Annotated in this window: 20 protein-coding genes, 1 other RNA gene and 2 pseudogenes; 19 read left to right on the forward strand and 4 right to left on the reverse strand. The window is 68.2% G+C overall.

Annotated features, from left to right (window positions below):
• Positions 1–2 precede the first annotated feature (2 nt).
• Positions 3–980, forward strand: coding sequence for a thiamine-phosphate kinase (gene thiL, locus BMZ17_RS00860; RefSeq protein WP_093133972.1), 978 nt, complete (start codon positions 3–5; stop codon positions 978–980).
• Between the two features lie 38 nt (positions 981–1018).
• Positions 1019–1396 (forward strand): hypothetical protein, encoded by a 378-nt coding sequence (locus BMZ17_RS00865; RefSeq protein WP_139202764.1) that lies wholly within the window; start codon positions 1019–1021, stop codon positions 1394–1396.
• Between the two features lie 24 nt (positions 1397–1420).
• On the opposite strand, the gene BMZ17_RS00870 is transcribed toward BMZ17_RS00865, so the two are convergent.
• Positions 1421–1756: a YraN family protein gene (locus BMZ17_RS00870; RefSeq protein WP_175485514.1), complete on the reverse strand. Its 336-nt coding sequence runs from the start codon at positions 1754–1756 to the stop codon at positions 1421–1423.
• Between the two features lie 63 nt (positions 1757–1819).
• Positions 1820–3058 (reverse strand): annotated as a pseudogene (locus BMZ17_RS00875) (penicillin-binding protein activator); the annotation flags it as partial.
• 218 nt (positions 3059–3276) lie between these two features.
• Here BMZ17_RS00875 and rsmI point away from each other — a divergent pair.
• Positions 3277–4095: a 16S rRNA (cytidine(1402)-2'-O)-methyltransferase gene (rsmI, locus tag BMZ17_RS00880; protein ID WP_093133984.1), complete on the forward strand. Its 819-nt coding sequence runs from the start codon at positions 3277–3279 to the stop codon at positions 4093–4095.
• A 56-nt stretch (positions 4096–4151) separates the two neighbouring features.
• Positions 4152–4500: RNase P RNA component class A (gene rnpB / locus BMZ17_RS00885), an RNA gene on the forward strand.
• A gap of 233 nt (positions 4501–4733) precedes the next feature.
• On the opposite strand, the gene BMZ17_RS00890 is transcribed toward rnpB, so the two are convergent.
• On the reverse strand, positions 4734–5495 hold the full coding sequence (locus BMZ17_RS00890; protein WP_093133987.1) for an NRDE family protein: 762 nt from the start codon (positions 5493–5495) through the stop codon (positions 4734–4736).
• A 332-nt stretch (positions 5496–5827) separates the two neighbouring features.
• On the opposite strand from BMZ17_RS00890, the gene mraZ reads away from it, so the two are divergent.
• The 15 genes and pseudogenes from mraZ to lpxC all read left to right on the forward strand — a co-directional run bounded on the left by mraZ (position 5828) and on the right by lpxC (position 22727).
• Positions 5828–6274, forward strand: coding sequence for a division/cell wall cluster transcriptional repressor MraZ (gene mraZ / locus BMZ17_RS00895; protein ID WP_093133990.1), 447 nt, complete (start codon positions 5828–5830; stop codon positions 6272–6274).
• A gap of 14 nt (positions 6275–6288) precedes the next feature.
• Positions 6289–7227: a 16S rRNA (cytosine(1402)-N(4))-methyltransferase RsmH gene (gene rsmH / locus BMZ17_RS00900; RefSeq protein ID WP_093133993.1), complete on the forward strand. Its 939-nt coding sequence runs from the start codon at positions 6289–6291 to the stop codon at positions 7225–7227.
• A complete protein-coding gene (gene ftsL, locus BMZ17_RS00905; protein ID WP_093133996.1) occupies positions 7224–7487 on the forward strand; it encodes a cell division protein FtsL in 264 nt (87 codons plus the stop codon). Before rsmH ends, ftsL begins: the two co-directional genes overlap by 4 nt.
• A 104-nt stretch (positions 7488–7591) precedes the next feature.
• Positions 7592–9250, forward strand: a pseudogene (locus tag BMZ17_RS00910) (penicillin-binding transpeptidase domain-containing protein); the annotation flags it as partial.
• 128 nt (positions 9251–9378) lie between these two features.
• A complete protein-coding gene (locus BMZ17_RS00915) occupies positions 9379–10866 on the forward strand; it encodes a UDP-N-acetylmuramoyl-L-alanyl-D-glutamate--2,6-diaminopimelate ligase (protein WP_093134005.1) in 1488 nt (495 codons plus the stop codon).
• Entirely contained in the window at positions 10863–12260 is a 1398-nt protein-coding gene (gene murF, locus BMZ17_RS00920; RefSeq protein ID WP_093134008.1) for a UDP-N-acetylmuramoyl-tripeptide--D-alanyl-D-alanine ligase, read from the forward strand. Before BMZ17_RS00915 ends, murF begins: the two co-directional genes overlap by 4 nt.
• On the forward strand, positions 12250–13335 hold the full coding sequence (gene mraY / locus BMZ17_RS00925) for a phospho-N-acetylmuramoyl-pentapeptide-transferase (protein WP_093134011.1): 1086 nt from the start codon (positions 12250–12252) through the stop codon (positions 13333–13335). The genes murF and mraY overlap by 11 nt, the downstream gene beginning before the upstream one ends.
• Complete coding sequence (ftsW, locus tag BMZ17_RS00930; protein WP_093134014.1) at positions 13335–14639, forward strand: putative lipid II flippase FtsW; 1305 nt, start codon at positions 13335–13337, stop codon at positions 14637–14639. The genes mraY and ftsW overlap by 1 nt, the downstream gene beginning before the upstream one ends.
• Entirely contained in the window at positions 14636–15709 is a 1074-nt protein-coding gene (murG, locus tag BMZ17_RS00935) for an undecaprenyldiphospho-muramoylpentapeptide beta-N-acetylglucosaminyltransferase (protein WP_343124179.1), read from the forward strand. Before ftsW ends, murG begins: the two co-directional genes overlap by 4 nt.
• Positions 15706–17157, forward strand: coding sequence for a UDP-N-acetylmuramate--L-alanine ligase (murC, locus tag BMZ17_RS00940; protein WP_093134019.1), 1452 nt, complete (start codon positions 15706–15708; stop codon positions 17155–17157). The genes murG and murC overlap by 4 nt, the downstream gene beginning before the upstream one ends.
• The gene (locus BMZ17_RS00945) at positions 17154–18128 is read left to right on the forward strand and encodes a D-alanine--D-alanine ligase (protein WP_093134024.1); all 975 of its coding nucleotides are present in this window, start codon (positions 17154–17156) and stop codon (positions 18126–18128) included. The genes murC and BMZ17_RS00945 overlap by 4 nt, the downstream gene beginning before the upstream one ends.
• Positions 18125–18928 (forward strand): cell division protein FtsQ/DivIB, encoded by an 804-nt coding sequence (locus BMZ17_RS00950; protein WP_093134027.1) that lies wholly within the window; start codon positions 18125–18127, stop codon positions 18926–18928. Before BMZ17_RS00945 ends, BMZ17_RS00950 begins: the two co-directional genes overlap by 4 nt.
• Complete coding sequence (gene ftsA, locus BMZ17_RS00955; RefSeq protein WP_093134030.1) at positions 18925–20160, forward strand: cell division protein FtsA; 1236 nt, start codon at positions 18925–18927, stop codon at positions 20158–20160. The genes BMZ17_RS00950 and ftsA overlap by 4 nt, the downstream gene beginning before the upstream one ends.
• 136 nt (positions 20161–20296) lie before the next feature.
• Positions 20297–21547 (forward strand): cell division protein FtsZ, encoded by a 1251-nt coding sequence (ftsZ, locus tag BMZ17_RS00960; protein ID WP_093134034.1) that lies wholly within the window; start codon positions 20297–20299, stop codon positions 21545–21547.
• Between the two features lie 262 nt (positions 21548–21809).
• Positions 21810–22727 carry a UDP-3-O-acyl-N-acetylglucosamine deacetylase gene (lpxC, locus tag BMZ17_RS00965; protein WP_093134037.1) on the forward strand — a complete coding sequence of 306 codons (918 nt, stop codon included), beginning with the start codon at positions 21810–21812 and terminating at the stop codon, positions 22725–22727.
• Positions 22728–22876: 149 nt separating this feature from the next.
• Here the strand turns inward: lpxC and BMZ17_RS00970 are convergent, their stop codons facing one another.
• Positions 22877–23350 (reverse strand): DciA family protein, encoded by a 474-nt coding sequence (locus tag BMZ17_RS00970; RefSeq protein ID WP_093134040.1) that lies wholly within the window; start codon positions 23348–23350, stop codon positions 22877–22879.

Below are 23350 nucleotides of genomic sequence, written 5' to 3' on the forward strand. Positions count from 1 at the left end.
CGGTGTCTGCTGGCGTGGCCAACGGCGCGTCCGCATCCGGTGAGTTCGACCTGATCGCGCGCATCCGTGCGCGCGTGGTGCTGCGCGAGGACGTGGCGCTGGGCATCGGCGACGACGCCGCGCTGCTGGCGGTGCCGCCCTGCATGCAGCTGGTGGTCACCGCCGACACGCTCAATGCGGGCGTGCATTTCCCCGCGGACACCGCGCCGGCCGATATCGGCTGGAAGGCGCTGGCGGTGAATCTCTCCGATCTCGCCGCGATGGGGGCCAAGCCGGCCTGGTGCACGCTGTCGCTGTCCCTGCCAAATGCGGAGCCGCGCTGGGTCGATGGCTTTATCGACGGATTTCTTGAACTGGCCGCGCTGCACGGCGTCGCGCTGGTCGGCGGCGACACCACGCGCGGTCCGCTGTCGATCGCGGTGACCGCGATGGGCCATATCGAAGCCGGCCATGCGCTGCGTCGCGATGGCGCGCGCGTCGGTGACGACGTCTGGGTCACCGGCACGCCGGGCGATGCGGCGGCGGCCTTGCAGTCGATGTTCTCCGGTGCGGCGGTCGAGCGCTCACTGCGCGCGCGCTTGGATCGGCCGACGCCGCGCGTCGAGGTCGGACGCGCGCTGGTGGGCCTGGCTTCGGCCTGCGTCGATGTGTCCGATGGCCTGCTCGCCGATCTCGGCCATGTCTGCACGCGCAGCGGTGTTGGCGCCGAGATCCAGCTTTCCCAGCTGCCCGTTTCGCGCGCACTCGCGCGCTTCAAGCCCGACGTGCGCTGGGCCTGGCAGGCCAGCGGCGGCGACGATTACGAACTGTGCTTCACCGCCTCGCCGCAGCGTGCCGACCAGGTGCAGCAGGCACTGGATTTCGTCGGCGTCGCAGGTTCGCGCATCGGCCGTGTCGTGGCCGGGTCTGGTGTTCAGGCACTGGATGCCGATGGCGCGCCGTGGCTGCCGCCGCGCGCCGGGTACGATCATTTCGGTTGAAGGGGGCGGGGATTGCCATGTTCGGCAGGACAAGGCAGGTGGATGATCCGGAGTTGGGGCGCTGTGTCTTTCGCGGCCGGCGCTGGGTCTGTGCAAGTCGTGATCGAGCGGGCAACGAACTGCTGATTGGTTTGCCGGGTGATCGTCGGGCGCCGGCGCTGGCCGGTTTGAGCGAGGCAAGGGCGCTGCTGGGGCAGGTGGAGGCCATCGCCGCCTCGGCGCTGAAATATGCCGATGACGATGCTTCGGTACAGGCGTTCATCGCCAGCGAGGGCGCACTGCAGCTTGATGGCTTCTCGGTAACGGATGAGCCAGGCACCTTTGTGGTCGAATTTTCGGTGCAAGGCTGGCCTGACGCCATGATCGACGTGCAGTTCCGAGCCGGTCTGCCTTGTGGCGTCAGTTGCGCCGATTGACTGGATGGCTCGACCGGATGAGTCTCACACCTCGTCAGCCCTAAAAGCATCGCGCAACCAGTTGGTCTTCGGCTTCGCCGGATCACCTTGCGCTTCGACCACGTCGAAGCGGCACGGCTGGTTGGCCCATTGCGGATGCTGGGCGAGATAAAGCTGCGCGGCGTGGACCAGCTTGCGGCGCTTGCCGTGATCGACCGAGGCGGCGGCGCCGCCGAAGGCATGCGAGGCGCGATAGCGCACTTCCACGAAAACTAGGCAGGCGCCGCCGCGCGCGGCCGGGTCGCGCATCACCAGATCGAGTTCGCCGCCGCGGAAGCGGACGTTGGCGGCGACGAAGCTCAGGCCGCCGCGTTCCAGCATGGCGCGGGCCGCGGCTTCGGCCGCGTCGCCGCGCGTCTGCCGCTCCACCACGGAGGGAGGCGCTCAGCCGCCGCTGGAGATCGGCACCGGCGTGCCGCCGCTGAAGGTGGCCCAGGCCGGCGCGCGCAGCACCGTGCCGAAGCCGTCCAGGGTCAAGGTGCCGGTGGCGCCGCGCAGGTCGGCAGTGGTGCCTTCGGTCAGCTTCTGCATGTAGGCGCTGAGCAGCCAGGCGTCGTAGCCGAAGGCGAACAGGCGCGCCGCGCCGCCGCGGGCGGTAGGCAGGTTGGCGGCGACCATCGACTGCGCCGGCAGGCCTTTGACGCCGCTGGCTGACCAGGCTTCGGTCGGGTAGATCACGCCATCCAGCACATTGTCTTCTTCCGGCTTGCCGGTGCCCTGGATCAGCAGCGAGGTGCCGACGCGGGTCTTGCCGCCCAACCCGGCCAGGGCCAGCTGCGGGGTCAGGGCGCGCGCGGTCGAGCCGCGCACGGCCAGGAAGATCGCATCGACGTTCTTGGCCGCCGCGGCGATCAGCGGCGCCGAGACATCGGCCGGCGCATCGCCGACGGTCAACACGTCGGCCACCGCGCCACCGCCTTCAGTGAAGCGCTTGCGGAAGGCATCGGAAGACCGGCGCCCGTTATCGTCGCTGCCGCCGATCACCAGCACGCGCTTGCGCTCCAGCTTGAGCAGGTAGTCGGCGACGCTGACGCCTTCGGCCTCCGGCGCCAGCGAGAAGCTGGCCGCGCCGTCGGGAACTTCGGATTCGCCGCGGTTGAGCGCCAGCACCGGCACGCTCAGGGTGCCCTGGCGGAAGATCGCATCGACCTGCTCACGACCGAGCGGGCCGACCACCATCTCGGCGCCATCGGTGACGGCGCGGGCGTAGGCGTTCGTCGCATCGGCCGGGGTGCTGGCGGTGTCGTAGAACTTGATTTCCGGGCGGCGGCGGGTTTCGCCGTAGTAGCCGGCCAGCAGGCCGTCGCGGACCGGGCCGGCGGCGGTGGCCATCGGCCCGGACAGCGGCAACAGCACGGCCAGTTTCAGCGGCGGGCGATAGCCGTCGCGGTCGGCCGGCGGGCGGCCGTTGGCATCGAAATTCCACTTGCTGCCGCGGTCGAACGGGCGCGGCAGCGGCAAGTTGCGCTCCAGCATCACGTTGCCGGCCAGCGGATATAGCGGATCGCCCACGGCCAGGCCGGTGGTCTCGCGGGTCAGGGTGGCGTTGTCCAGCCCGGCCAGCAGCGCCTGGATCTGGCGGGTGTTCTCGCTCAGCGCCTGGCCGGTGAGCCCGGCGCGCTGCGCGGCCAGCTGGCTGGCCTGGGCGAAGGCGGCGTTCTGCTCGGCGCGCGAGGCGGTCGCGCTGCCGCCACCAACCTGGGTGGTGGCGCAACCGGCCAGGAACAGGGCCAAACAGGCCGAGGCGAGCAGCGGGGCGGAGCGCTTTTCCATGGGCGGTTCGAAGGCGGTCTGGAGGAACGGGCTAGGATTCTACCCTTTGCCGCATGAGTGCCCTTTCCATGGCCGTCCCCACACTCCACGTCGTCGCCACGCCGATCGGCAACCTGTCCGATCTCACGCCGCGGGCGCTGGAGACCCTGCGCGGGGTCGACGCGATCTGCGCCGAGGACACCCGCCGCACCGGCCAGCTGCTGTCGCACTTCGGCGTGTCCACGCCGCTGGTGGCGCTGCACGAGCACAACGAGGATGCCATCGCCGCGCGCATCGTCAGCCGCTTGCAGGAAGGCCAGTCGCTGGCGCTGGTCTCCGACGCCGGCACGCCGCTGGTTTCCGATCCGGGCTATCGGCTGGTGCGCGCGGTGCGTGCGGCCGGGATCAAGGTCAGTCCGGTGCCGGGTGCGTGCGCGGCGATCGCCGCGTTAAGCGTGGCCGGGCTGCCGAGCGACCGCTTCGTGTTTGAAGGCTTTCTTCCCGCCAAGGCCTCGGCCCGGCGCGAACAGCTGCGCACGCTGGCCGCCGAACCGCGCACCCTGGTGTTCTACGAATCCTCGCATCGCATCGCCGAATCGCTGGCCGACCTGGTCGGCGCGTTCGGCCCGCAGCGTCCGGCAGCAATCGCGCGCGAGCTGACCAAGCTGTTCGAAACCGTGCTGGATGGGGATCTGGCCAGCCTGCTCGTGCAGGTGGAAGCCGACGAGAACCAGCGCAAGGGCGAGTTCGTGGTGATGGTGCAGGGCGCTGGCGCCGATGCCGACGCGCAGCTGGTCGAAGGTCGCCGCGTCCACGCCCTGCTCAAGGAGCACCTGCCGCCGTCTACTGCGGCAAAACTCGCCGCCGAAATCACTGGCGCGCCGCGCAAGGCGCTGTACGGAAGCTAGCGCGCGCACTGCCGTGCGGTTTGCGTCGGTGTGGATCGCGTAGACTTCGCATCGGCGGAGCCGGCCGGACAGTCGCGTCATTCGAAAGAATGCCGAGGAAAGTCCGGGCTCCACAGGGCACGGTGCCAGGTAACGCCTGGGCGGCGCGAGCCGACGGCCAGTGCAACAGAAAGATACCGCCGATGGCCCGCAAGGGATCAGGTAAGGGTGAAATGGTGCGGTAAGAGCGCACCGCGAGTCTGGTAACAGACCGGCACGGTAAACCCCACCGGGAGCAAGACCGAATAGGGACCTCATGGCGCTGCCCGCGTCGGGTCCGGGTAGGTTGCTTGAGCGTATCGGTGACGATGCGCCTAGAGGAATGACTGTCCACGACAGAACCCGGCTTACAGGCCGGCTCCGCCACCTGCTTCATCGCGCGATCCGCGATGAAGCCCCACGTTTCGCGATGCGAAACGTGGGCCCCAGGCCATCGTGCCCAATCCCCGCGGCTTCGCCGCCCCCTTTACCAAAGGGGGCTCTGCTGCGCCGGTTTTTGCCGCACCTGATCAATCCTCGATGTGAGTGTTCGCGCTGGGCACGGAGCAGACCGAGTCCGCCGATCTTGTGAGTCGGTTGAGTCCTTGGGTCAGATCCGCTCAGAACGCCAGTCGCGTCTCGCCGTCGAATCGACCCTCCGGGCCGAAGCGGCGTTCAGCGATCCAGCCGTGGCCGGCGTGGTCGATGGCAATCACGGTGCTGGCGCGCGTGCCGTAGCGGGCATCGCGGATGAAGGTGGCCGAGAGCCGGCGTTCCAGGTCCAGTGGCACGCCGGTGTGGGGCAGGTCTGCGTCGACGGCGAGCTGTTCGTTGGCCAGGGCCTGCCAGAGCGGCGCGGGATCCTCGGCGTCGCCCTGCAGCCACTCCGATAGCGCGGTGCAGAGCCGGCGGGTCTTGGGCCAGGGATCATCGAACGGACCATTGGAGATGCCGTGGATACCGGGCGGGACCACGCGCTGAAGCTGCGCCGGCCAGTTGCCGATGTATCGGCAGTCCTCGGCGTCGGCCAGCAGCAGGTTGAACGGGGCGAAACGACCGGCTTGCGTCTCCTGCTGCGTGGCCGCCGATGCTGCCGGCGCCTGATCGCCAAGGAAGCCGGCGACCAGCGCGCCGCGCGAGGGCGCGCCCGGCGGTGCGGCCAGTCCCGGATCGCGCACGTTGGTGACCACGGCGATCCGGCCCTCCGGGCCGGCGCCCATCCAGCTGCCGCCCGATTGCAGGTCGCGGCCGGCCAGCACGCCCGGCGCCTCCGGCCAGGCCGCCAGCGCGGCAGTGGGACGGGCATGAAATTCATCCCGGTTGCCGGCCAGGACCAGGCGCCAGCGCGGGTGGGTTTTCCAGGCAAGGGCGACCAGGCACATGGCCGTCATTGTCGTGGGCTTTTGCGCAGTCGTCAGTGGCGACGCCGGCCCGGACTGTCCCGTGACAAGGGTCACTTCACATCCCCTGCACGCGACTGAATCCCTGGCCAATCTCAAAATTTGAGACGAAACAGCAACTTGTGGATAAGGTTTGAACAAGTCTGTGAGGTTCGCTGCAAGCTATTGATCCGGCACGCGATTTCCCCTGCTGACACTTGTTGACAACCTTTGGACCGGTGCTACTGTGGGCACCAGAGGGAAAACCGGGGTTTCTGTGGTTTTTCGTGGTTCAATGATCGCTGGTTGTGCAGCATTTCGAAGGGCGAGGGGACGTGTTCCAAGGCGAAACCGCCATCACGGTTGATGACAAGGGCAGGTTGGCGGTTCCCACCGTCTACCGCGACCTCGTCGCGCGTGAGTGCGGCAACCGCCTGGTGCTGACCTACAACCCGTTCGAGGCCGGTTCGCTGTGGCTGTATCCGCCGGCGGAGTGGGAGCGGGTCCGTGACGAAGTCATGGCCATGCCCAACGTCAAGAAGACCGTGCGGATGCTGCAGCAGAAGCTGGTGGGTTCGGCCGAGTTTCTGGAGCCCGACGCCAACGGCCGCGTGACCATTCCGTCGAGCCACCGCAGCGCGGTCGGCATCGAGAAGAAGGCCGTGCTGCTGGGCATGCACGACAAGTTCGAACTCTGGAGCGAGCAGGCGCACCGCGCGCAGATCCAGCAGACGTTGTCTGACGAGGATCTGGGCGAGGAACTGCTCGGACTCAGGCTGTGACGGTGGGTGCCCGGATGCGCCCCGACGCGCAGCCCGGCCACCTCCCGGTGATGTTCGCGCAGTGCATGGAAGGGCTGCAGGTGAAGGTGGACGGCACATATCTGGACGGCACGCTCGGTCGCGGCGGTCATGCGCGCGGCGTGCTGGAACAACTCGGCCCGGGAGGCCGGCTGCTGTTGATGGACAAGGACCCCGAAGCGATCGCCCATGCGCACGCCGTGTTCGACGGTGATGCACGCGTGTCGGTGTATCGCGGCAGCTTCGCCGAACTGGCGCAGTGGGACGCCACCGCCGATGGGCTGGATGGCGTATTGCTGGACCTGGGTGTGTCTTCGCCGCAGCTGGACGTGGCCGAGCGCGGCTTCTCGTTCGGCAAGGACGGTCCGCTGGACATGCGCATGGATCCGGACGCGGGCGAGAGCGCCGCGCAGTGGCTGGCGCGCGCCGATGAGGCCGAGATCGCCGATGTGCTGTTCAACTACGGCGATGAGCGCATGAGCCGTCGCATCGCGCGCACCATCGTCGCCCGGCGTGCCGAGGCACCGCTGCTGCGCACCGCGCAGCTGGCTGACCTGATTTCCAGCGTGATGCCGCGCGGCAAGGACAAGATCCATCCGGCCACGCGCAGCTTCCAGGCCATCCGCATCCACATCAATCGCGAGCTGTCCGACCTGGAAACAGGCCTGGAAGCGGCGATGTCGCGCCTCAAGGTCGGCGGCCGCCTGGCGGTGATCAGCTTCCACTCGCTGGAAGACCGCATCGTCAAGCGCTTCATCGCCGGTCACGCCAAGGCGCCGGCCGGCAACCGTCGCTTGCCGGTGGCGCAGGATTTCACCCCTGCGCTGAAGATTATCAGCGACGCCGCGCGCGCCGACGCCGACGAGACCGCGACCAATCCGCGCGCGCGTAGCGCCGTCCTGCGCGTGGCCGAGAAGCTGAGGGACGCGGCGTGACCCGCGTCCTGCTGGTGATCGTGATCGTGGCCAGCATCGCCAGCGCGATCGGCGTGGTGTACGCGCGCCACCAGCATCGCGTGCTGTTCGTCCAGCTCAACAAGCTGGACCGCGAGCGCGACGAATTGAATATCGAATTCGGCCGCCTGCAGCTGGAGCAGGCGACCGTGGCAGAAAGCACGCGCGTCGAGCAGATCGCACGCGATCGCCTGGGCATGAAGTCGCCCGAGTCGGCCGATGTCGTGGTGATCCGGCCATGAACCTGCGCGATGCCATCAATCGCGTGCTGGGCCGCGACGGCGAGCGCAAGGGCGCGCTGCCGCGTAACCGCAATCGCGCGCGCTTCAGCCTGCGCAATCGCCTGATGCTGGTGACCAGCACGCTGGCGCTGTGCTCGTTCAGCCTGATCGGCCGCGCGGCGTATGTGCAGCTGATCAACAGCGACTTCTATCAGAAGGAAGGCGATGCGCGCTTCATGCGCGAGATCGCCATCCCCACCTCGCGCGGCATGATCACTGATCGCAACGGCGAGCCGGTGGCGGTGTCCTCGCCGGTCGAGTCGGTGTGGTGCGATCCGAAAGAGCTGATGAAGAATCCGGAGCGCTTTCCCGAGCTGGCCCAGGCGCTGGGCGAGCCGGTCGAAAGCCTGACCCGCCGCGTCAGCCAGAAGGCCGACAAGGAATTCATGTACCTCAAGCGCCGCATCAACCCCGATGCGGCCAAGGCGATCGTCGCGCACAACGTGCCGGGCGTGTATTCGCAGCGCGAGTACAAGCGCTTCTACCCGCAGGGTGAGGCGATGGCCCACATCCTGGGTTTCACCAACGTCGACGACCGCGGCCAGGAAGGCCTGGAGCTGGCCTTCGACGACTGGTTGCGTGGCAAGCCGGGCCTGAAGAAGGTCATCCGCGACCAGGCCGGCCACATCGTCGAGAACATCGACCTGGTGCGCCCCGCGCAGCCGGGCAACGACCTGACCCTGAGCATCGATCGCCGCATCCAGTACCTGGCCACGCGCGAGTTGCGCAATGCCGTGGAGCTGAATCAGGCCTCCGCCGGCTCGGTGGTGATCCTGGACGTGGCCACCGGCGAAGTCATGGCGATGGCCAACCTGCCGACCTTCAATCCCAACGCCGCCGACCTGGGCAAGCCGGACGCGCATCGCAACCGGGCGGTGACCGACCTGGTCGAGCCGGGTTCGACGATGAAGCCGCTGACCGTGTCCACGGCGCTGGCCGCAGGCGTGGTGACGCCGGCGACGCTGATCGACACCAACCCGGGCTCGATGATGCTGCCGGGCGGTTTCACCATCCACGATGTGCCGCGCAACAACGGCGTGCTGACCGTGGGCGGTGTGATCACGCACAGCTCCAATGTGGGCGCGGCCAAGATCGTGGCGAAGGTGCCCGACCAGACCTTCTACAACACGGTCAAGGCCTTCGGTTACGGCAGCAAGCCGCACAGCGGCTTCCCGGGCGAGGCGACGGGCACGTTGCCGGTGCCGGGCAGCCCGGGCTGGTATGGCAGCACCAAGAGCACGATGTCCTACGGCTACGGCCTGAGCGTGTCGCCGCTGCAGATCGCGCGGGCCTACGCGACCATCGGCAACGGCGGTGAGCTGGTCACGCCGACTTTCGTCAAGGGCATGCGCAACGAGAATGCCGTGCAGGTCGTGCCGGCCGCGGTGACCAAGCAGGTCATCGCGATGATGGAAACCGTGGTCACCCAGGGCGGCGCGAAAGATGCTGCGATTCCGGGCTATCACGTCGCCGGCAAGACCGGTACCGCGCGCGTCGCCTCCGGTGGCGGCTATGCCTCGGGCCACTACTACGCGCTGTTCGCCGGCCTGGTGCCGGCCACGCATCCGCGCTACGTCATGGTGACGGTGATCAAGGATCCGCAGGCCGGCAAGTATTACGGCGGCCTGGTGTCGGCACCGGTGTTCCACAACGTCATGGAAGGCACGCTGCGCCTGATGGACGTGCCGCCGGATGACATGGACAACTGGATGGCCGCGCAGGCGCGCGACGAAGCCAAGCGCGCCGCCCAAGCGCCCAAGCGTGCGCCGAAAACCGTCGCCGCGCTGCCGACGCCGCTGCCCGCGCCCGTGCCGACGAAGGCCGAGCAGCCGGCGCTGCCCAGGAGTCTGGAATGACCCGCGCGATGGCCCTGTCCGCGCTGCTGCCTGACGTGCCCGCCCTCCCGGCGGGCGTCGTCGTGCACGGCCTGACCCAGGACAGCCGCAGCGTGCGGGCCGGCGATGCCTTCGTGGCGATCGGTCCGGTCGACAACAGTGCCTCCAGCTGGCACGGCCTGGGCTTCGTCGAACAGGCGCGCGCGCAGGGCGCGGTCGCGATCCTGTTTGAACCGCCGGCACCGGAGACGCTGCCTGCACCGGCCGATGCGATCGCCGTGCCGGGCCTGCGCCAGCGCCTGGGCGACATGGCCGATGCGTTCTACGGCCACCCGTCGCAGCAGATGACGATGGTCGGGGTGACCGGCACCAACGGCAAGACCTCGACCGTGCAGCTGCTCAGCCAGGCCTGGCATCTGCGCGGCACCACCAGCGGCAGCATCGGCACGCTCGGGGCGGGCCTGTATGGCGACGTGCAGCCGACCGGCTTCACCACGCCGCTGGTGCTGCAGCTGCATGCGCTGCTGGCCCAGCTGCACGACGCCGGCGCACAGGCCGTGGCGATGGAAGTCAGCTCGCACGCACTGGCGCAGACCCGCGTGGACGGCGTGCACTTCGACGTGGCGGTGTTCACCAACCTCACCCGCGATCACCTGGACTACCACGGCGACATGGTCAGCTACGGCGCGGCGAAAGCGCGCCTGTTCCAGCGTCCGGGCCTGAAGGCCGCGGTGGTCAATCTGGACGACGCGTTCGGCGCGACGTTGCCGGGCACGCTGGCCGATGACGTGCAGCTGGTGGGCGTCAGCGCATACGGCGCCGCGGGTGCCAGCGTGCAGGCGCGCGATGTGGTGCTCGACGGCGCCGGCATCGGCTTCGACCTGGTGATCGGCGCGACCACCCATCCGGTGCGTTCGCCGCTGCTGGGTCGCTTCAACGTCGACAACCTGCTGGCCGTGGCCGGCGTGCTGCAGGCCGCTGGCGACGCCCCGTCGCAGATCGCGCAGACGCTGTCACAGCTGCAGCCGATCCACGGCCGCATGAACCGCCTCGGCGGCGTCGACGGCCAGCCGCTGGTCGTCATCGATTACGCGCACACGCCGGACGCGCTGGAGCAGGCGCTGACCAGCCTGCGCGATCATGTGGCCGGGCGCCTGATCTGCGTGTTCGGCTGCGGCGGCGATCGCGACACCGGCAAGCGTCCGCAGATGGCCGCGATTGCGCAGGCGAACGCCGATGCAGTCATCGTCACCGATGACAACCCGCGCACCGAAGACGGCGACAGGATCGTGGCCGACATCGTCGCCGGCTTCAGTGCCGATGCGGTCTATGCCGTGCAGCGCGACCGCGCCGCGGCCATCGCCCGCGCGGTCGGTGAAGCGAAGGACGGCGACATCGTCCTGATCGCCGGCAAGGGCCACGAGCCTTACCAGGATGTCGGCGGCGTCAAGCACGCCTTCGATGACACCGTGCAGGCGCGCATCGCACTGGAGGCCAAGCGGTGAACCGGCTTCCGCTCTCGCTGATCGCACATCTGGCCGGCGGCGAACTGCATGGCGAAGACACCACGGTCGAAGCGGTGTCCAACGACACGCGCGCGTTGCGCAACGGCAGCCTGTACGTGGCGCTGCGCGGCGAGCGTTTCGATGGCCATGACTTCATCGAGGCGGCGAGCCAGGCCGGCGCAGCTGCGCTGCTGGTCGAGCGCGTGGTCGCTTCCGACCTGCCGCAGGTCGTCGTCGCCGACACCCAACTGGCCCTGGCGCACATCGCCGCCGGCCTGCAGCGCGATCGCGGCGGCAAGGTCGTGGCCATCACCGGCAGCAACGGCAAGACCAGCGTCAAGTCGCTGGTGCTGTCGATCCTGCAGCGCGCCGGCGAAACCTATTTCACCCCCGGCAATCGCAACAACGAGATCGGCCTGCCGCTGGCCGTGATCGAGGCGCCGGACCAGGCCGAGTTCGCCGTGTACGAGATGGGCGCCGGCAAGCCGGGCGACATCGCCTACCTGACCGACATCGCCCGCCCGGACGTGTCGCTGGTGAACAACATCGCCGCCGCGCACCTGGAACGCCTCGGCAGCCTGATGGGCGTGGCCGACACCAAGGGCGCGATCTATCGCGCGCTGCCGGCCGATGGCGTGGCGGTGATCAACGCCGACGACGCCTTCGCCGAATACTTCGTCGGCCTGGCTGGCGACCGGCGCGTGCTGCGCTTCGGCCTGGAATCCAGTGCCGAAGTCAGCGCCCGCGCGGTGATGACGGGCGCGGAAGGCTCGCGCTTCACCCTGGTCACGCCCGACGGCGAGGCCGAGATCACCTTGGCGCTGCCGGGCCGCCACAACGTGCGCAACGCGCTGGCCGCCGCGGCCATGGCGCTGGGCTGCGGCGTGTCGCTGACCCTGATCGCCGAAGGCCTGGCTGCGGCACGCCCGGTCGCCGGCCGCCAGGTCGCCCATGCACTGGCATGCGGCGCGGTGCTGGTGGACGACAGCTACAACGCCAATCCGGGGTCGCTGGATGCGGCGATCACCACGCTGGCCGCGTCGACCAAGCAGGGTTGGCTGGTGCTGGGCGACATGCGCGAACTCGGACCCGAAGGCGCTGCGCTGCACGCCGCCGCCGGTGCCCGTGCCAAGCAGGCCGGCATCGCCCGCCTGTACGCGCTGGGCGAACTCAGCGCTGCTGCGGCCAAGGCTTTCGGCGACGGTGCGCAGGTGTTCGACACCCATGCCGCGCTGGCGCAAACGCTGGCCGCCGATCTGAACACCATCGACCCGGCCGCCAACGTGCGCGTGCTGGTCAAGGGCTCCCGTGGCAGTGCCATGGACCGCATCGTTTCCGCGCTGCTTCCCGCTGCGCCCGCGCAATCTCCGGGAGGCACCGCGCATGCTGCTTGAACTCACCCGCTGGCTCACCCAGCTGGAGAGCCTGTTCTCTCTGTTCAACTACCTCACGCTGCGCGGCATCCTGGCGGCGCTGACGTCGTTGTTCCTGTCGCTGTGGCTGGGCCCGGCGGTGATCCGTCGCTTGGCCCAGTTCAAGGGCGGCCAGCCGATCCGTACCGATGGCCCGCAGAGCCATTTCTCCAAGGCCGGCACGCCGACCATGGGCGGCTCGCTGATCTTGATGACGGTGTTCCTGTCGGTGATGCTGTGGGGCGACCTGCGCAACCGTTATGTGTGGCTGGTGCTGGCGGTGATGGTCGCCTTCGGCGCGATCGGCTGGTACGACGACTGGATCAAGATCGTCAAGCGCGATCCCAATGGGCTGAAGTCACGCTGGAAGTACCTGCTGCAGTCGATCTTCGGCCTGGCCGCCGGCATCTTCCTGTGGCACACCGCTGACGTGGCCGCAGCGACCACGTTCTACATTCCGCTGTTCAAGGCGGTGGCGTTGCCGCTGGCCGGCGTGGGTTTCGTGGCGATCGCCTACTTCTGGATCGTCGGCTTCTCCAACGCGGTCAACCTGACCGACGGCCTGGATGGCCTGGCGATCATGCCGACGGTGCTGGTGGCCTGCGCGCTGGGCGTGTTCGCCTACGCCTCGGGCAACGTGGTGTTTTCCAACTACCTGCAGATCCCGCAGGTGCCCGGCGCCGGTGAGCTGGTGATCATCTGCACGGCGATCGCCGGTGCGGGCCTGGGCTTCCTCTGGTTCAACACCTATCCGGCCATGGTCTTCATGGGCGACATCGGCGCGCTGGCACTGGGCGCGGTGCTGGGCACCATCGCGGTGATCGTGCGCCAGGAGCTGGTGCTGGTGATCATGGGCGGCATCTTCGTCATCGAAACGCTCTCGGTGATGATCCAGGTGGCGTCCTTCAAGTTGACCGGCAAGCGCGTGTTCCGCATGGCGCCGATCCACCACCATTTTGAACTCAAGGGCTGGCCGGAGCCGCGCGTGATCGTGCGCTTCTGGATCATCTCCGTGATCCTCGTGCTCGTCGGTTTGGCCACACTGAAGGTGCGCTGATGAACGACTCCTCCCGACATCAGGCCACGCGCCTGGAATCCATTGGTGGCCATTTCGATTTCTGGCTGGCCACCGCCGCCGCGGCGTTGATCTCGATCGGCGTGGTGATGGTGGCCTCCAGCTCGATCGCGATGGCGTCCACGCCGTTCTATTACCTCGTGCGCCACGTGCTGTTCGTGGTGATGGGGCTGGGGCTGGCCTGGGTCCTGATGCGGATGGAGCTCAAGACCATCGAGAAGTACAACCAGCTGCTGCTGCTGGGCTGCGTGGTGTTGCTGCTGGTGGTGTTCGTGCCGGGGCTGGGCGTCAAGGTCAACGGCGCGCGCCGTTGGCTCAATCTGCTGGTGATCCGCTTCCAGACGGTCGAAGCGGTCAAGGTGCTCTACATCGTGTGGCTGGCCAGCTATCTGGTCCGCTTCCGTGACGAGGTCAACGCGACCTGGCCGGCGATGCTCAAGCCGCTGGGCGTGGCCGCGGCGCTGGTGGTGTTGCTGCTGGCCCAGCCGGACTTCGGCTCATCCACGCTGTTGCTGGCCATCACCGCCGGCATGCTGGTGCTGGGTGGCGTCAACCTGCCGCGCATGTTCACGCCGGTGCTGTTCGGCCTGGTCGGGCTGGTCGCGCTGGTGATCTTCGAGCCGTACCGCATGCGCCGCGTGACCTCGTTCCTGGACCCGTGGAAGGACCAGCTGGGCTCGGGCTACCAGCTGTCCAACGCGCTGATGGCCATCGGCCGCGGCGAGTGGACCGGCGTGGGCCTGGGCAGCTCGGTGCAGAAGCTCAACTACCTGCCCGAAGCGCATACCGACTTCATCTTCTCGGTAATCGGCGAGGAGCTGGGCTTTGTCGGGGTGTGCGCCATCATCGGCCTGTACGCGCTGCTGGTCGGTCGCGCCTGCTACATCGGCTATCGCTGCGTGGAAATGCGCCGCCACTTCGCCGGCTACATCGCCTTCGGCATCGCGCTGTGGATCGGCATGCAGGCCTTCGTCTCGGTCGGCGTGAACTTGGGCATGCTGCCGACCAAGGGCCTGACCCTGCCGCTGATTTCCTCCGGCGGTTCGTCGGTGCTGATGACGCTGGCGGCGATGGGCCTGCTGCTGCGCGTGTCCTATGAATTGAGCCGCGCCGAGAAGCAGGTCGCGCTGCTGCGCGGCGAAGCCGTGATCGCACCAACCCCGGACGCCAAGGCAGAAGCCAAGGCGCAGCGCCCGGCACCGCCGCCGGCCGCGCCCAAGGCGCCGGCACGTGGCACCAGCCGCCTGACCTCGCGCATCGAGCCCACCTTCGAGAGGATTGGATGAAGGAACAGGGCGCCCCTGTGATGATTCTGGCTGGCGGCACCGGCGGCCACATCTTCCCCGCGCTGGCCGTGGCCAAGGTGTTGCGCGCGCGCAACGTGCCGGTCGTGTGGCTGGGCGCGGACGGGCAGATGGAAACGCGCCTGGTGCCACAGCACGACATCCCGCTGGACACCATCGCGGTCAAGGGCCTGCGCGGAAAGGGCGCGCTCGCGCTGCTCGGCGCGCCGTTGCGCATCCTCGGCGCGGTCAAGGCCGCCGCCGGCGTGCTGCGCCAGCGTGCGCCGCGCGCGGTGATCAGCTTTGGTGGCTACGCCGCGGGCCCCGGTGGCCTGGCAGCGCGTCTGCAGGGCCGTCCGCTGCTGGTGCACGAACAGAACCGCGCGCCGGGCATGACCAACAAGGCCTTGTCGAAGTTCGCCAAGCGCGTGCTCACCGGCTTCCCGGGCAGCTTCGCCACGCGCGAAGAAGCCGTCGGCAATCCAGTGCGCGACGAAATCGCCGCGATCGCGCCGCCCGCCGAGCGCCTGGCCGGTCGCGAAGGTCCGCTGCGCCTGCTGGTACTCGGCGGCAGCCAGGGCGCGCGGGCATTGAATACCGCCGTGCCGCAGGCGCTGGCCGCGTTGAAGCTGCCGGCGCAGGTGCGCCATCAGTGCGGCGAAAAACTCCGCGCGGAGGCCGATGCGGCCTACGCACAGGCGGGCGTTGACGCCAGCGTCGAAAGCTTCATTGCCGACATGGCGCAGGCCTACGCCTGGGCCGACCTGGTGGTGTGTCGCGCCGGCGCCTCGACCCTGGCCGAGCTGTGCGCGGCCGGCATCGGTAGCGTGCTGGTGCCGTTCGCCGCCGCGGTCGACGACCACCAGACCAAGAACGCCAACTACCTGGTCGAACACGGCGCCGCGGTGCTGCTCAAGCAGGACGACACCTTGAACGTGCATTTGCAGCGCGTCCTGGCGGTGTTGTCGGCCGATGCGCCGCGTCGCCTGGACATGGCCAACGCCGCGCGTCGCCTGGCGCGCCCCGATGCCGCAGAACGCATCGCAGACATCATTTTGGAGGAGGCCGCATGATTTCCGCGGCGCGTGAACGCCGGCTGCAGAACACCGGCAACCTGGCACAGGCCTTCCGCCGCGTGCATTTCGTCGGCATCGGCGGCTCGGGCATGAGTGGCATCGCCGAAGTGCTGTGCACGCTCGGCTACGAGGTGTCCGGCTCGGATGCGTCGGAGAATGCAGCGACCAAGCGGCTGGTGTCGCTGGGCGCGCGCGTGATGCGCGGCCACAACGCATCCAACGTGCTGGGCACCGACTGCGTGGTCGTCTCCAGTGCGATCAAGCACGACAACCCCGAGCTGATGGAGGCGCGCAGCCAACGCATTCCGATCGTGCCGCGCGCGATGATGCTGGCCGAGCTGATGCGCTTCCGCCGCGGCATCGCCGTGGCCGGCACGCACGGCAAGACCACCACCACCAGCCTCACAGCGGCGGTACTGAGCGAAGGCGGCCTGGACCCGACCTACGTCATCGGCGGCCAGCTGCTCTCGGCCGGCGCCAACGCCAAACTCGGCGATGGCCAGTGGCTGGTGGCCGAGGCCGATGAAAGCGACGGCAGCTTCCTGCGCCTGAGCCCGCTGATCGCGATCATCACCAATATCGATGCCGATCACCTGGAGAACTACGGCAACGATTTCGCCCGCGTGCAGGCGGCGTTCGCCGAGTTCCTGCAGCGCCTGCCGTTCTACGGCCTGGCGGTGCTGTGCATCGACGATCCGGAAGTGGCCGCGCTGGCTGCGGAAACCCCGCGCCACGTGATGACCTACGGCCTGTCCGACGGGGCCGACATCCGCGCCGAGAACGTGGTGCAGGAAGCCGGCCGCATGCGCTTCACCCTGTGTCTGCCCGAGGACGTCTCGGTCAACGTGACCCTGGCGCTGCCGGGCAAGCACAACGTGCTCAATGCGCTGGCCGCCGCGGCGGTGGGTTGGCAGCTGGGCGTGCAGCCAGGCACGATCGCCCGCGCGCTGGCCAACTTCTCCGGCATCGGCCGTCGCTTCAACGACCTGGGCGCGATCGCCACCGGTCGCGGCGCCACCGTGCAGCTGATCGACGATTACGGCCATCACCCGCGCGAGCTGGCAGCAGTGTTTGCCGCGGCCCGCGGTGGCTGGCCGGACAAGCGCCTGGTCGTCGCCTTCCAGCCGCATCGCTACAGCCGCACGCGCGATCAGTTCGATGCGTTCGCCGCGGTGCTGAGTGAAGTCGACGCGCTGGTCCTGAGCGAGGTCTACCCGGCCGGCGAAGCGCCGATCGCCGGGGCCGATGCCAAGTCGCTGGCCCGCGCCATCCGCGCACGCGGCCGCAACGAGCCGGTCGTGGTCAGCACCGTCAACCACCTGCCGACCGTCCTGCCGGACGTCCTGCAGGACGGTGACCTGCTGCTGATGATGGGCGCGGGCGATATCGGCCATGTCGCCCAGCACATCGCCGGCAAGGGCTTCACGGAGATCACCGGCGCATGAGCCAGATCGCATTCCCGCCGCCGCGCAGCACCGATCCGGCCGTGTTCGGCCGCGTCGCCGTGCTGATGGGCGGGACTTCCAGCGAGCGCGAGGTGTCGTTGAACTCCGGCGCCAATGTGCTCGAAGCGCTGCGCGCGCGCGGCGTCGATGCGTTCACCGTCGACGGCGTTCCGGCGCTGGCGCAGTTGCTGGCCGGCGACAGCTGCGATCGCGTGTTCAACATCCTGCACGGCCACAACGGCGGCGGCGAAGACGGCATCGTGCAGGGCCTGATGGACGCTTTCGGCGTGCCGTACACCGGCTCGGACGTGCTGGGCTCGGCGTTGAGCATGGACAAGGTGCGCACCAAGCAGGTGTGGCTGTCACTGGAACTGCCGACGCCGCGCTATGTGCGCCTGGCTTCGACCGCCACTGCAGCGGATGTGCATGCGGCCGCCGCCAAGCTCGGCCTGCCGGTGATCGTCAAGCCGGCCAATGAAGGCTCCAGCGTCGGCGTCACCCGCGTGTTCGAAGACGCGCAGCTGGACGAAGCGGTGGCCCTGGCCGCCCGCTACGACGGCGAGCTGCTGATGGAGCAGCTCATTGTCGGCGACGAACTCACCGTCGCCATCCTGGGCCAGACCGCGCTGCCGTCGATCCGCATCGTGCCCAAGGGCGCCTGGTACGACTACAACGCCAAGTACATCGCCGAAGACACCCAGTACCTGTGCCCCGGCCTGGACGGCGAGGCCGAAGCCGAGATCCGCCGCATTGCGCTGGCCGCGTTCAACGCCGCCGGCTGCCGCGGCTGGGGCCGCGTGGACGTGATGCGCGACGGCAAGACCGGCGCGTTCTTCCTGCTGGAAGTGAACACCGCGCCGGGCATGACCAGCCACTCGCTGGTGCCCAAGGCCGCGCGCCAGGCCGGCATCGGCTTTGAAGACCTGTGCTGGCACATCCTGGAATCGACCCTGGAGACGCCCACGGCATGAGCAACGTGCTGCGCGTGCTGACCTGGATCCTGGCGCTGGCGCTGGTCGCGCTGCCGGTCGTGGCCGTGTTCAACGGCTGGATCGGCGCCGAGCGCTGGCCGCTGACCAAGCTGCGCGTCGGTGGCGACATGCACCGCGTGGATCCGGCCCAGCTGCGCGCGGTGATCGTGCCGTACGCGCAACGCGGCTTTTTCGCCGTCAAGCTGATTGATGCGCAGGACGCGGTCGAGCGCCTGCCGTGGGTGGAACGCGCGCAGGTGCGCAAGCGTTGGCCCGACGTGCTGGAAGTGACCATCGTCGAACACAAGCCGTTCGCGCGCTGGGGCCAGGATCGCCTGCTGTCGGTCGATGGCGCGCTGTTCCCGGTGCCGCGGAATGTCGATGCCAGCGCATTGCCGCAGCTGGGCGGCCCCGACGGCCAGGTCAAGGAAGTGGTCGCGCTCTACAACGAATCCACCCAGCTGTTCGCGCCGATGGGCCTGAAGGTCGATGCGCTGGTGATGGATGCGCGCGGCAGCTGGTCACTGAAGCTGGGCAATGGCCTGGACGTGGTGATCGGCCGGGCGGACGCGCGTCCGCGCCTGCTGCGCTTTGCCCGCCTGCTGCCGCGTCTGCTCGGCGACACCCGCGTGCTGGCCCGCGTCGACCTGCGCTACACCAATGGCTTCGCCCTGACCTGGGGCGAGACCAAGCCGGCCGCCAACCAGGGCGCTGCATCCCCCACTTCTTCCAGCGCCGCCGCGCCGGCCCGCCAGGCCGCGTTGACGACGCACGCATCACAGCAGGCACTCCACGCATGAATCGCAAGGGCGACAAATCCCTGATCGTCGGACTGGATATCGGCACCTCCAAGGTGACCGCACTGGTCGGCGAATATTCCCCGGGCAATCCGATCGAAGTGATCGGCATCGGCAGCCATGAATCGCGCGGCCTCAAGCGCGGCGTGGTGGTGGATATCGAATCGACCGTGCAGTCGATCCAGCGCGCCGTGGAAGAAGCCGAGCTGATGGCCGGCTGCGAGATCCGTTCGGTCTACGCCTCGATCTCCGGCGCGCACGTGCAGTGCAAGAACTCGCCCGGCATCGTGCCGATCCGCGATGGCGAAGTGACCTGGTCGGATCTGGATCGCGTGCTGGAAGCGGCCAAGGCCGTGGCCATCCCCGCCGATCAGAAGATCCTCCATGCCATCCCGCGCGAGTACAAGCTGGACAGCTCGCAGGAAGGCATCCGCAACCCCGTCGGCATGACTGGCGTGCGCCTGGAAGTGGACGCGCACCTGGTCGTGTGCGCGCAGTCGGCCGCGGCCAACATCTCCAAGTGCGTGCAGCGCTGCGGCCTGCAGATCGATGACCTGATCCTGTCCTCGCTGGGCTCGAGTGTTGCGGTGCTGACCGCCGACGAGCGCGAGCTGGGCGTGGTGCTGGTCGACATGGGCGCAGGCACCACCGATCTGGCCGTGTTCGTGCACGGCGCGATCTGCCACACCGCGAGCCTGCCGATCGCCGGCGACCACGTCACCAACGACATCGCGCACATGCTGCGCACGCCGACGCCGGAAGCCGAGCAGATCAAGGTCCGCTACGCCTGTGCGCTTGCGCAACTGGCCACGGCCGAGGAATCGATCCAGGTGCCGTCGGTCGGCGACCGTCCGCCGCGCCGGATGCCGCGCCATTCGCTGGCGCAGGCGGTGCAGGGCCGTTACGAGGAAATCTTCGAGATGGTGCAGGCCGAACTGCGCCGCTCGGGCTTCGAGGAACTGGTTCGCGCCGGCATGGTGCTGACCGGCGGCGCGTCGAAGATGGAAGGCGTGGTCGAGCTGGCCGAAGAGATGCTGCAGATGCCGGTGCGCATCGGCATCCCGCAGCACGTCACCGGCCTGGGCGAAGTGGTCGGCAACCCTGTGCACGCCACCGGCGTGGGCCTGCTGCTGATGGGCAGCCAGATCGAGCATCCGCGCCGCCCGTCGCTGCCCACGGGCAAGGCCGGCAGCCTGTTCAAGAAATTGCAGAACTGGTACCGCGGCGAATTTTAGATTCGACGCGGTGAGAGGCATGACGTGAAGCGCGAGGGCGCGCCGCACGTGAGGCGGGAGAGGAAAACGGGATTTGAGCGCCACCCAGCGACATCCAAAAGAAACACATACCCACATAAGAATGAGGACAACGGACATGGCACATTTCGAACTGGTTGAAACGATGGCTCCCAACGCGGTGATCAAGGTCATCGGCGTGGGCGGCGGCGGCGGCAACGCGGTGGCACACATGGTCAGCAGCAGCGTGGACGGCGTGGAATTCATCACCGCCAACACCGACTCGCAGGCCATCAAGAACTGCGGCGCCAAGCAGCAGCTGCAGCTCGGCGGCAACGTCACCAAGGGCCTGGGCGCAGGCGCCAACCCGGAAGTCGGTCGCCAGGCCGCGCTGGAAGATCGTGACCGCATCATCGAAGCGCTGACCGGCGCGGACATGGTGTTCATCACCGCCGGCATGGGCGGTGGCACCGGCACGGGCGCCGCCCCGGTCGTGGCGCAGCTGGCCAAGGAAATGGGCATCCTGACCGTGGCCGTGGTCACCAAGCCGTTCCCGTTCGAAGGCCGTCGCCGCATGCAGGTCGCGCTGAAGGGCATCGAGGAACTCTCGGCGCATTGCGATTCGCTGATCACCATCCCCAACGAAAAGCTGATCACCGTGCTGGGCCGCAACGCCACCATGATCCAGGCCTTCCGTGCCGCCAACGACGTGCTGCTGGGCGCCGTGCAGGGCATCGCCGACCTGATCGTGCGTCCGGGCCTGATCAACGTCGACTTCGCCGACGTGCGCACCGTGATGAGCGAAATGGGCCTGGCCATGATGGGCACCGGCGCCGCACGTGGCGATGACCGCGCCCAGGCCGCCGCCGAAGCCGCGATCCAGAACCCGCTGCTGGACGATGTGAACCTGGCCGGCGCCAACGGTATCCTGGTCAACATCACCGCCGGTCCGGACTTCACCATGGCCGAGTTCGACGAAGTCGGTCGCACCGTGGAAGGCTTCGCCTCGGAAGACGCGACCGTGGTCGTGGGCACCGTGCTCGACCCGAACATGCAGGACGAAGTCCGCGTGACCGTGGTCGCCACCGGCCTGAACCGCGCCACCGTGCGTCAGCCGGTCCGGACCGATCTGGGCGGCAGCTTCCAGCGTGAGCCGGTGCGCGCCCCGATCAAGCTGGTCCGCGATGCCACCACCGGCATGCCGATCGACGCGGTCTCCCTGCCCAACACCAACACCTCCAAGGCCGATCCGGTGATCGGGGCGACCCAGGGCCTGGGCCTGCGCCGCAACGCCGGCGAAGCCAGCGCCCCGGCGACCGGCAACCAGACCGCCGAACTGCCGGACAACTATCTGGATATCCCGGCGTTCCTGCGTCGCCAGGCTGACTGATTCATCCGCCCGGATGATCGATGCCGCTGATTAAGTCGGGGGCATTCAATCGGAAGGGCGGCTGCTGTAACGCTTCACCGTGTCATGTCCTTTCATTTTCCGCCGGGCCGGTGCGTCCGGTCCGGCGGCGTTTTTCCTTGTAAAGGCAGGGCGAGGGCGCCATGTCGGCGGCGAGGGGATTACTGTCCTCTTCCGTTCAGATTCATCTGCCTGCGTGGTATTCTCACGCGGTCTTGACGTTTGATTCCTCCAGCTGCGACCCATGATTCCCCAGCGCACCCTCAAAAACGTGATCCGCGCCACCGGCGTCGGCCTGCACAGCGGCGAAAAGGTCTTCATGACCTTGCGTCCTGCCGCGCCGAATACCGGCGTGGTGTTCCGTCGCGTCGATCTTGAGCCGGTAGTGGAGATTCCCGCGGACGCGGCCCTGGTCACCGAAACCACCCTGTGCACCGGCCTGACCTGCGGCCCGGCCAAGGTGCAGACGGTCGAGCACCTGATGTCCGCGCTGGCGGGCCTGGGCGTGGACAACGTCTACGTTGAACTGTCCTCGGCCGAGCTGCCGATCATGGACGGCTCCGCCAGTCCGTTCGTGTTCCTGCTGCAGTCGGCGGGCATCGCCGAGCAGAACGTGCCCAAGCGCTTCATCCGCATCATCAAGCCGGTGGAAGTGCGCGACGGCGACAAGGTCGCGCGGTTCGAGCCGTACGAAGGTTTCAAGCTGGGCTTCACGGTCAAGTTCGACCATCCGATGATCCCGGCCTCGCAGTCGCGTGCCGAGGTGGATTTCTCCACCGGTGGTTATGTGAGCGAAGTGGCGCGTGCGCGCACCTTCGGCTTCATGCGCGATCTGGAATACATGCGCGAGCGCAACCTGGGCCTGGGTGGCTCGATGGATAACGCGATCGTGCTGGACGAGTTCCGCGTGCTCAACGACGACGGCCTGCGCTATGCCGACGAATTCGTGCGCCACAAGATCCTGGACGCCATCGGCGACCTGTATCTGGCCGGCCACGCGATCCTGGGCGCGTACGAGGGCTACAAGTCCGGTCACGCGCTCAACAACACCCTGGTGCGGGCGCTGATGGCGCAGACCGATGCCTGGGAAGAAGTGTCCTTTGGCGCCGACGCCAAGGAACCGGCGCCGATGCTGTACGCCGCCCCGGCGCTGGCACACTGAGTGCTGCCTTCGGCCAGCGACACTGGCCGAACACCTCCAAAGCGTGAATCGCATCGCCTGAACGGGCGAGGATTAACTTTTTTCTAACTTCAAGCTAACGACTGGCCCAGACGAGGCCGGTACGATGCCTGCCGGCCTTCCACCTGGTCTTAACGTTTTTGACCGGGGCGCGGGCCGCGTTCCACGGCAGCCGTGTTGGCGACAGGGGATTCGTCCAGCATGGCCAGCGCCGCCTTCAGCGCCTCGCGCGCCACGGGCGACTGCTGCTGGATCGGCGCGTTGGCCGATGCGGACGGGAACAGCGGTTGCATGGACACCTTGGAGGTCACGGAGTTGACCCCCAATCCGACGGATCGGGCCACTTCGATGAGTTCGTTGGCCGCCAGGCGCAGCTTGGCGTTCCACACGGGCGAATCGACGACAAAAACCAAACGATCGCCTGTGATGTTGGCAAGCCGGCAATGCTCAGCCAGAGCAGGCGGAAGACAGGGGCGAAGTTGCTGTTCCAGTGCGTCGAGCTTCATGGCATGACGCAGCGGATCGGCGGCTGATGACGCCATCGCGGCCTCCAAGGCCGGGAGCGGAATCGCCGGACGACGCGGCTGGGACTTCGGATGGGACAT

This window comes from Pseudoxanthomonas sp. GM95, assembly GCF_900109775.1.
Classification (GTDB): Bacteria; Pseudomonadota; Gammaproteobacteria; order Xanthomonadales; family Xanthomonadaceae; genus Pseudoxanthomonas_A.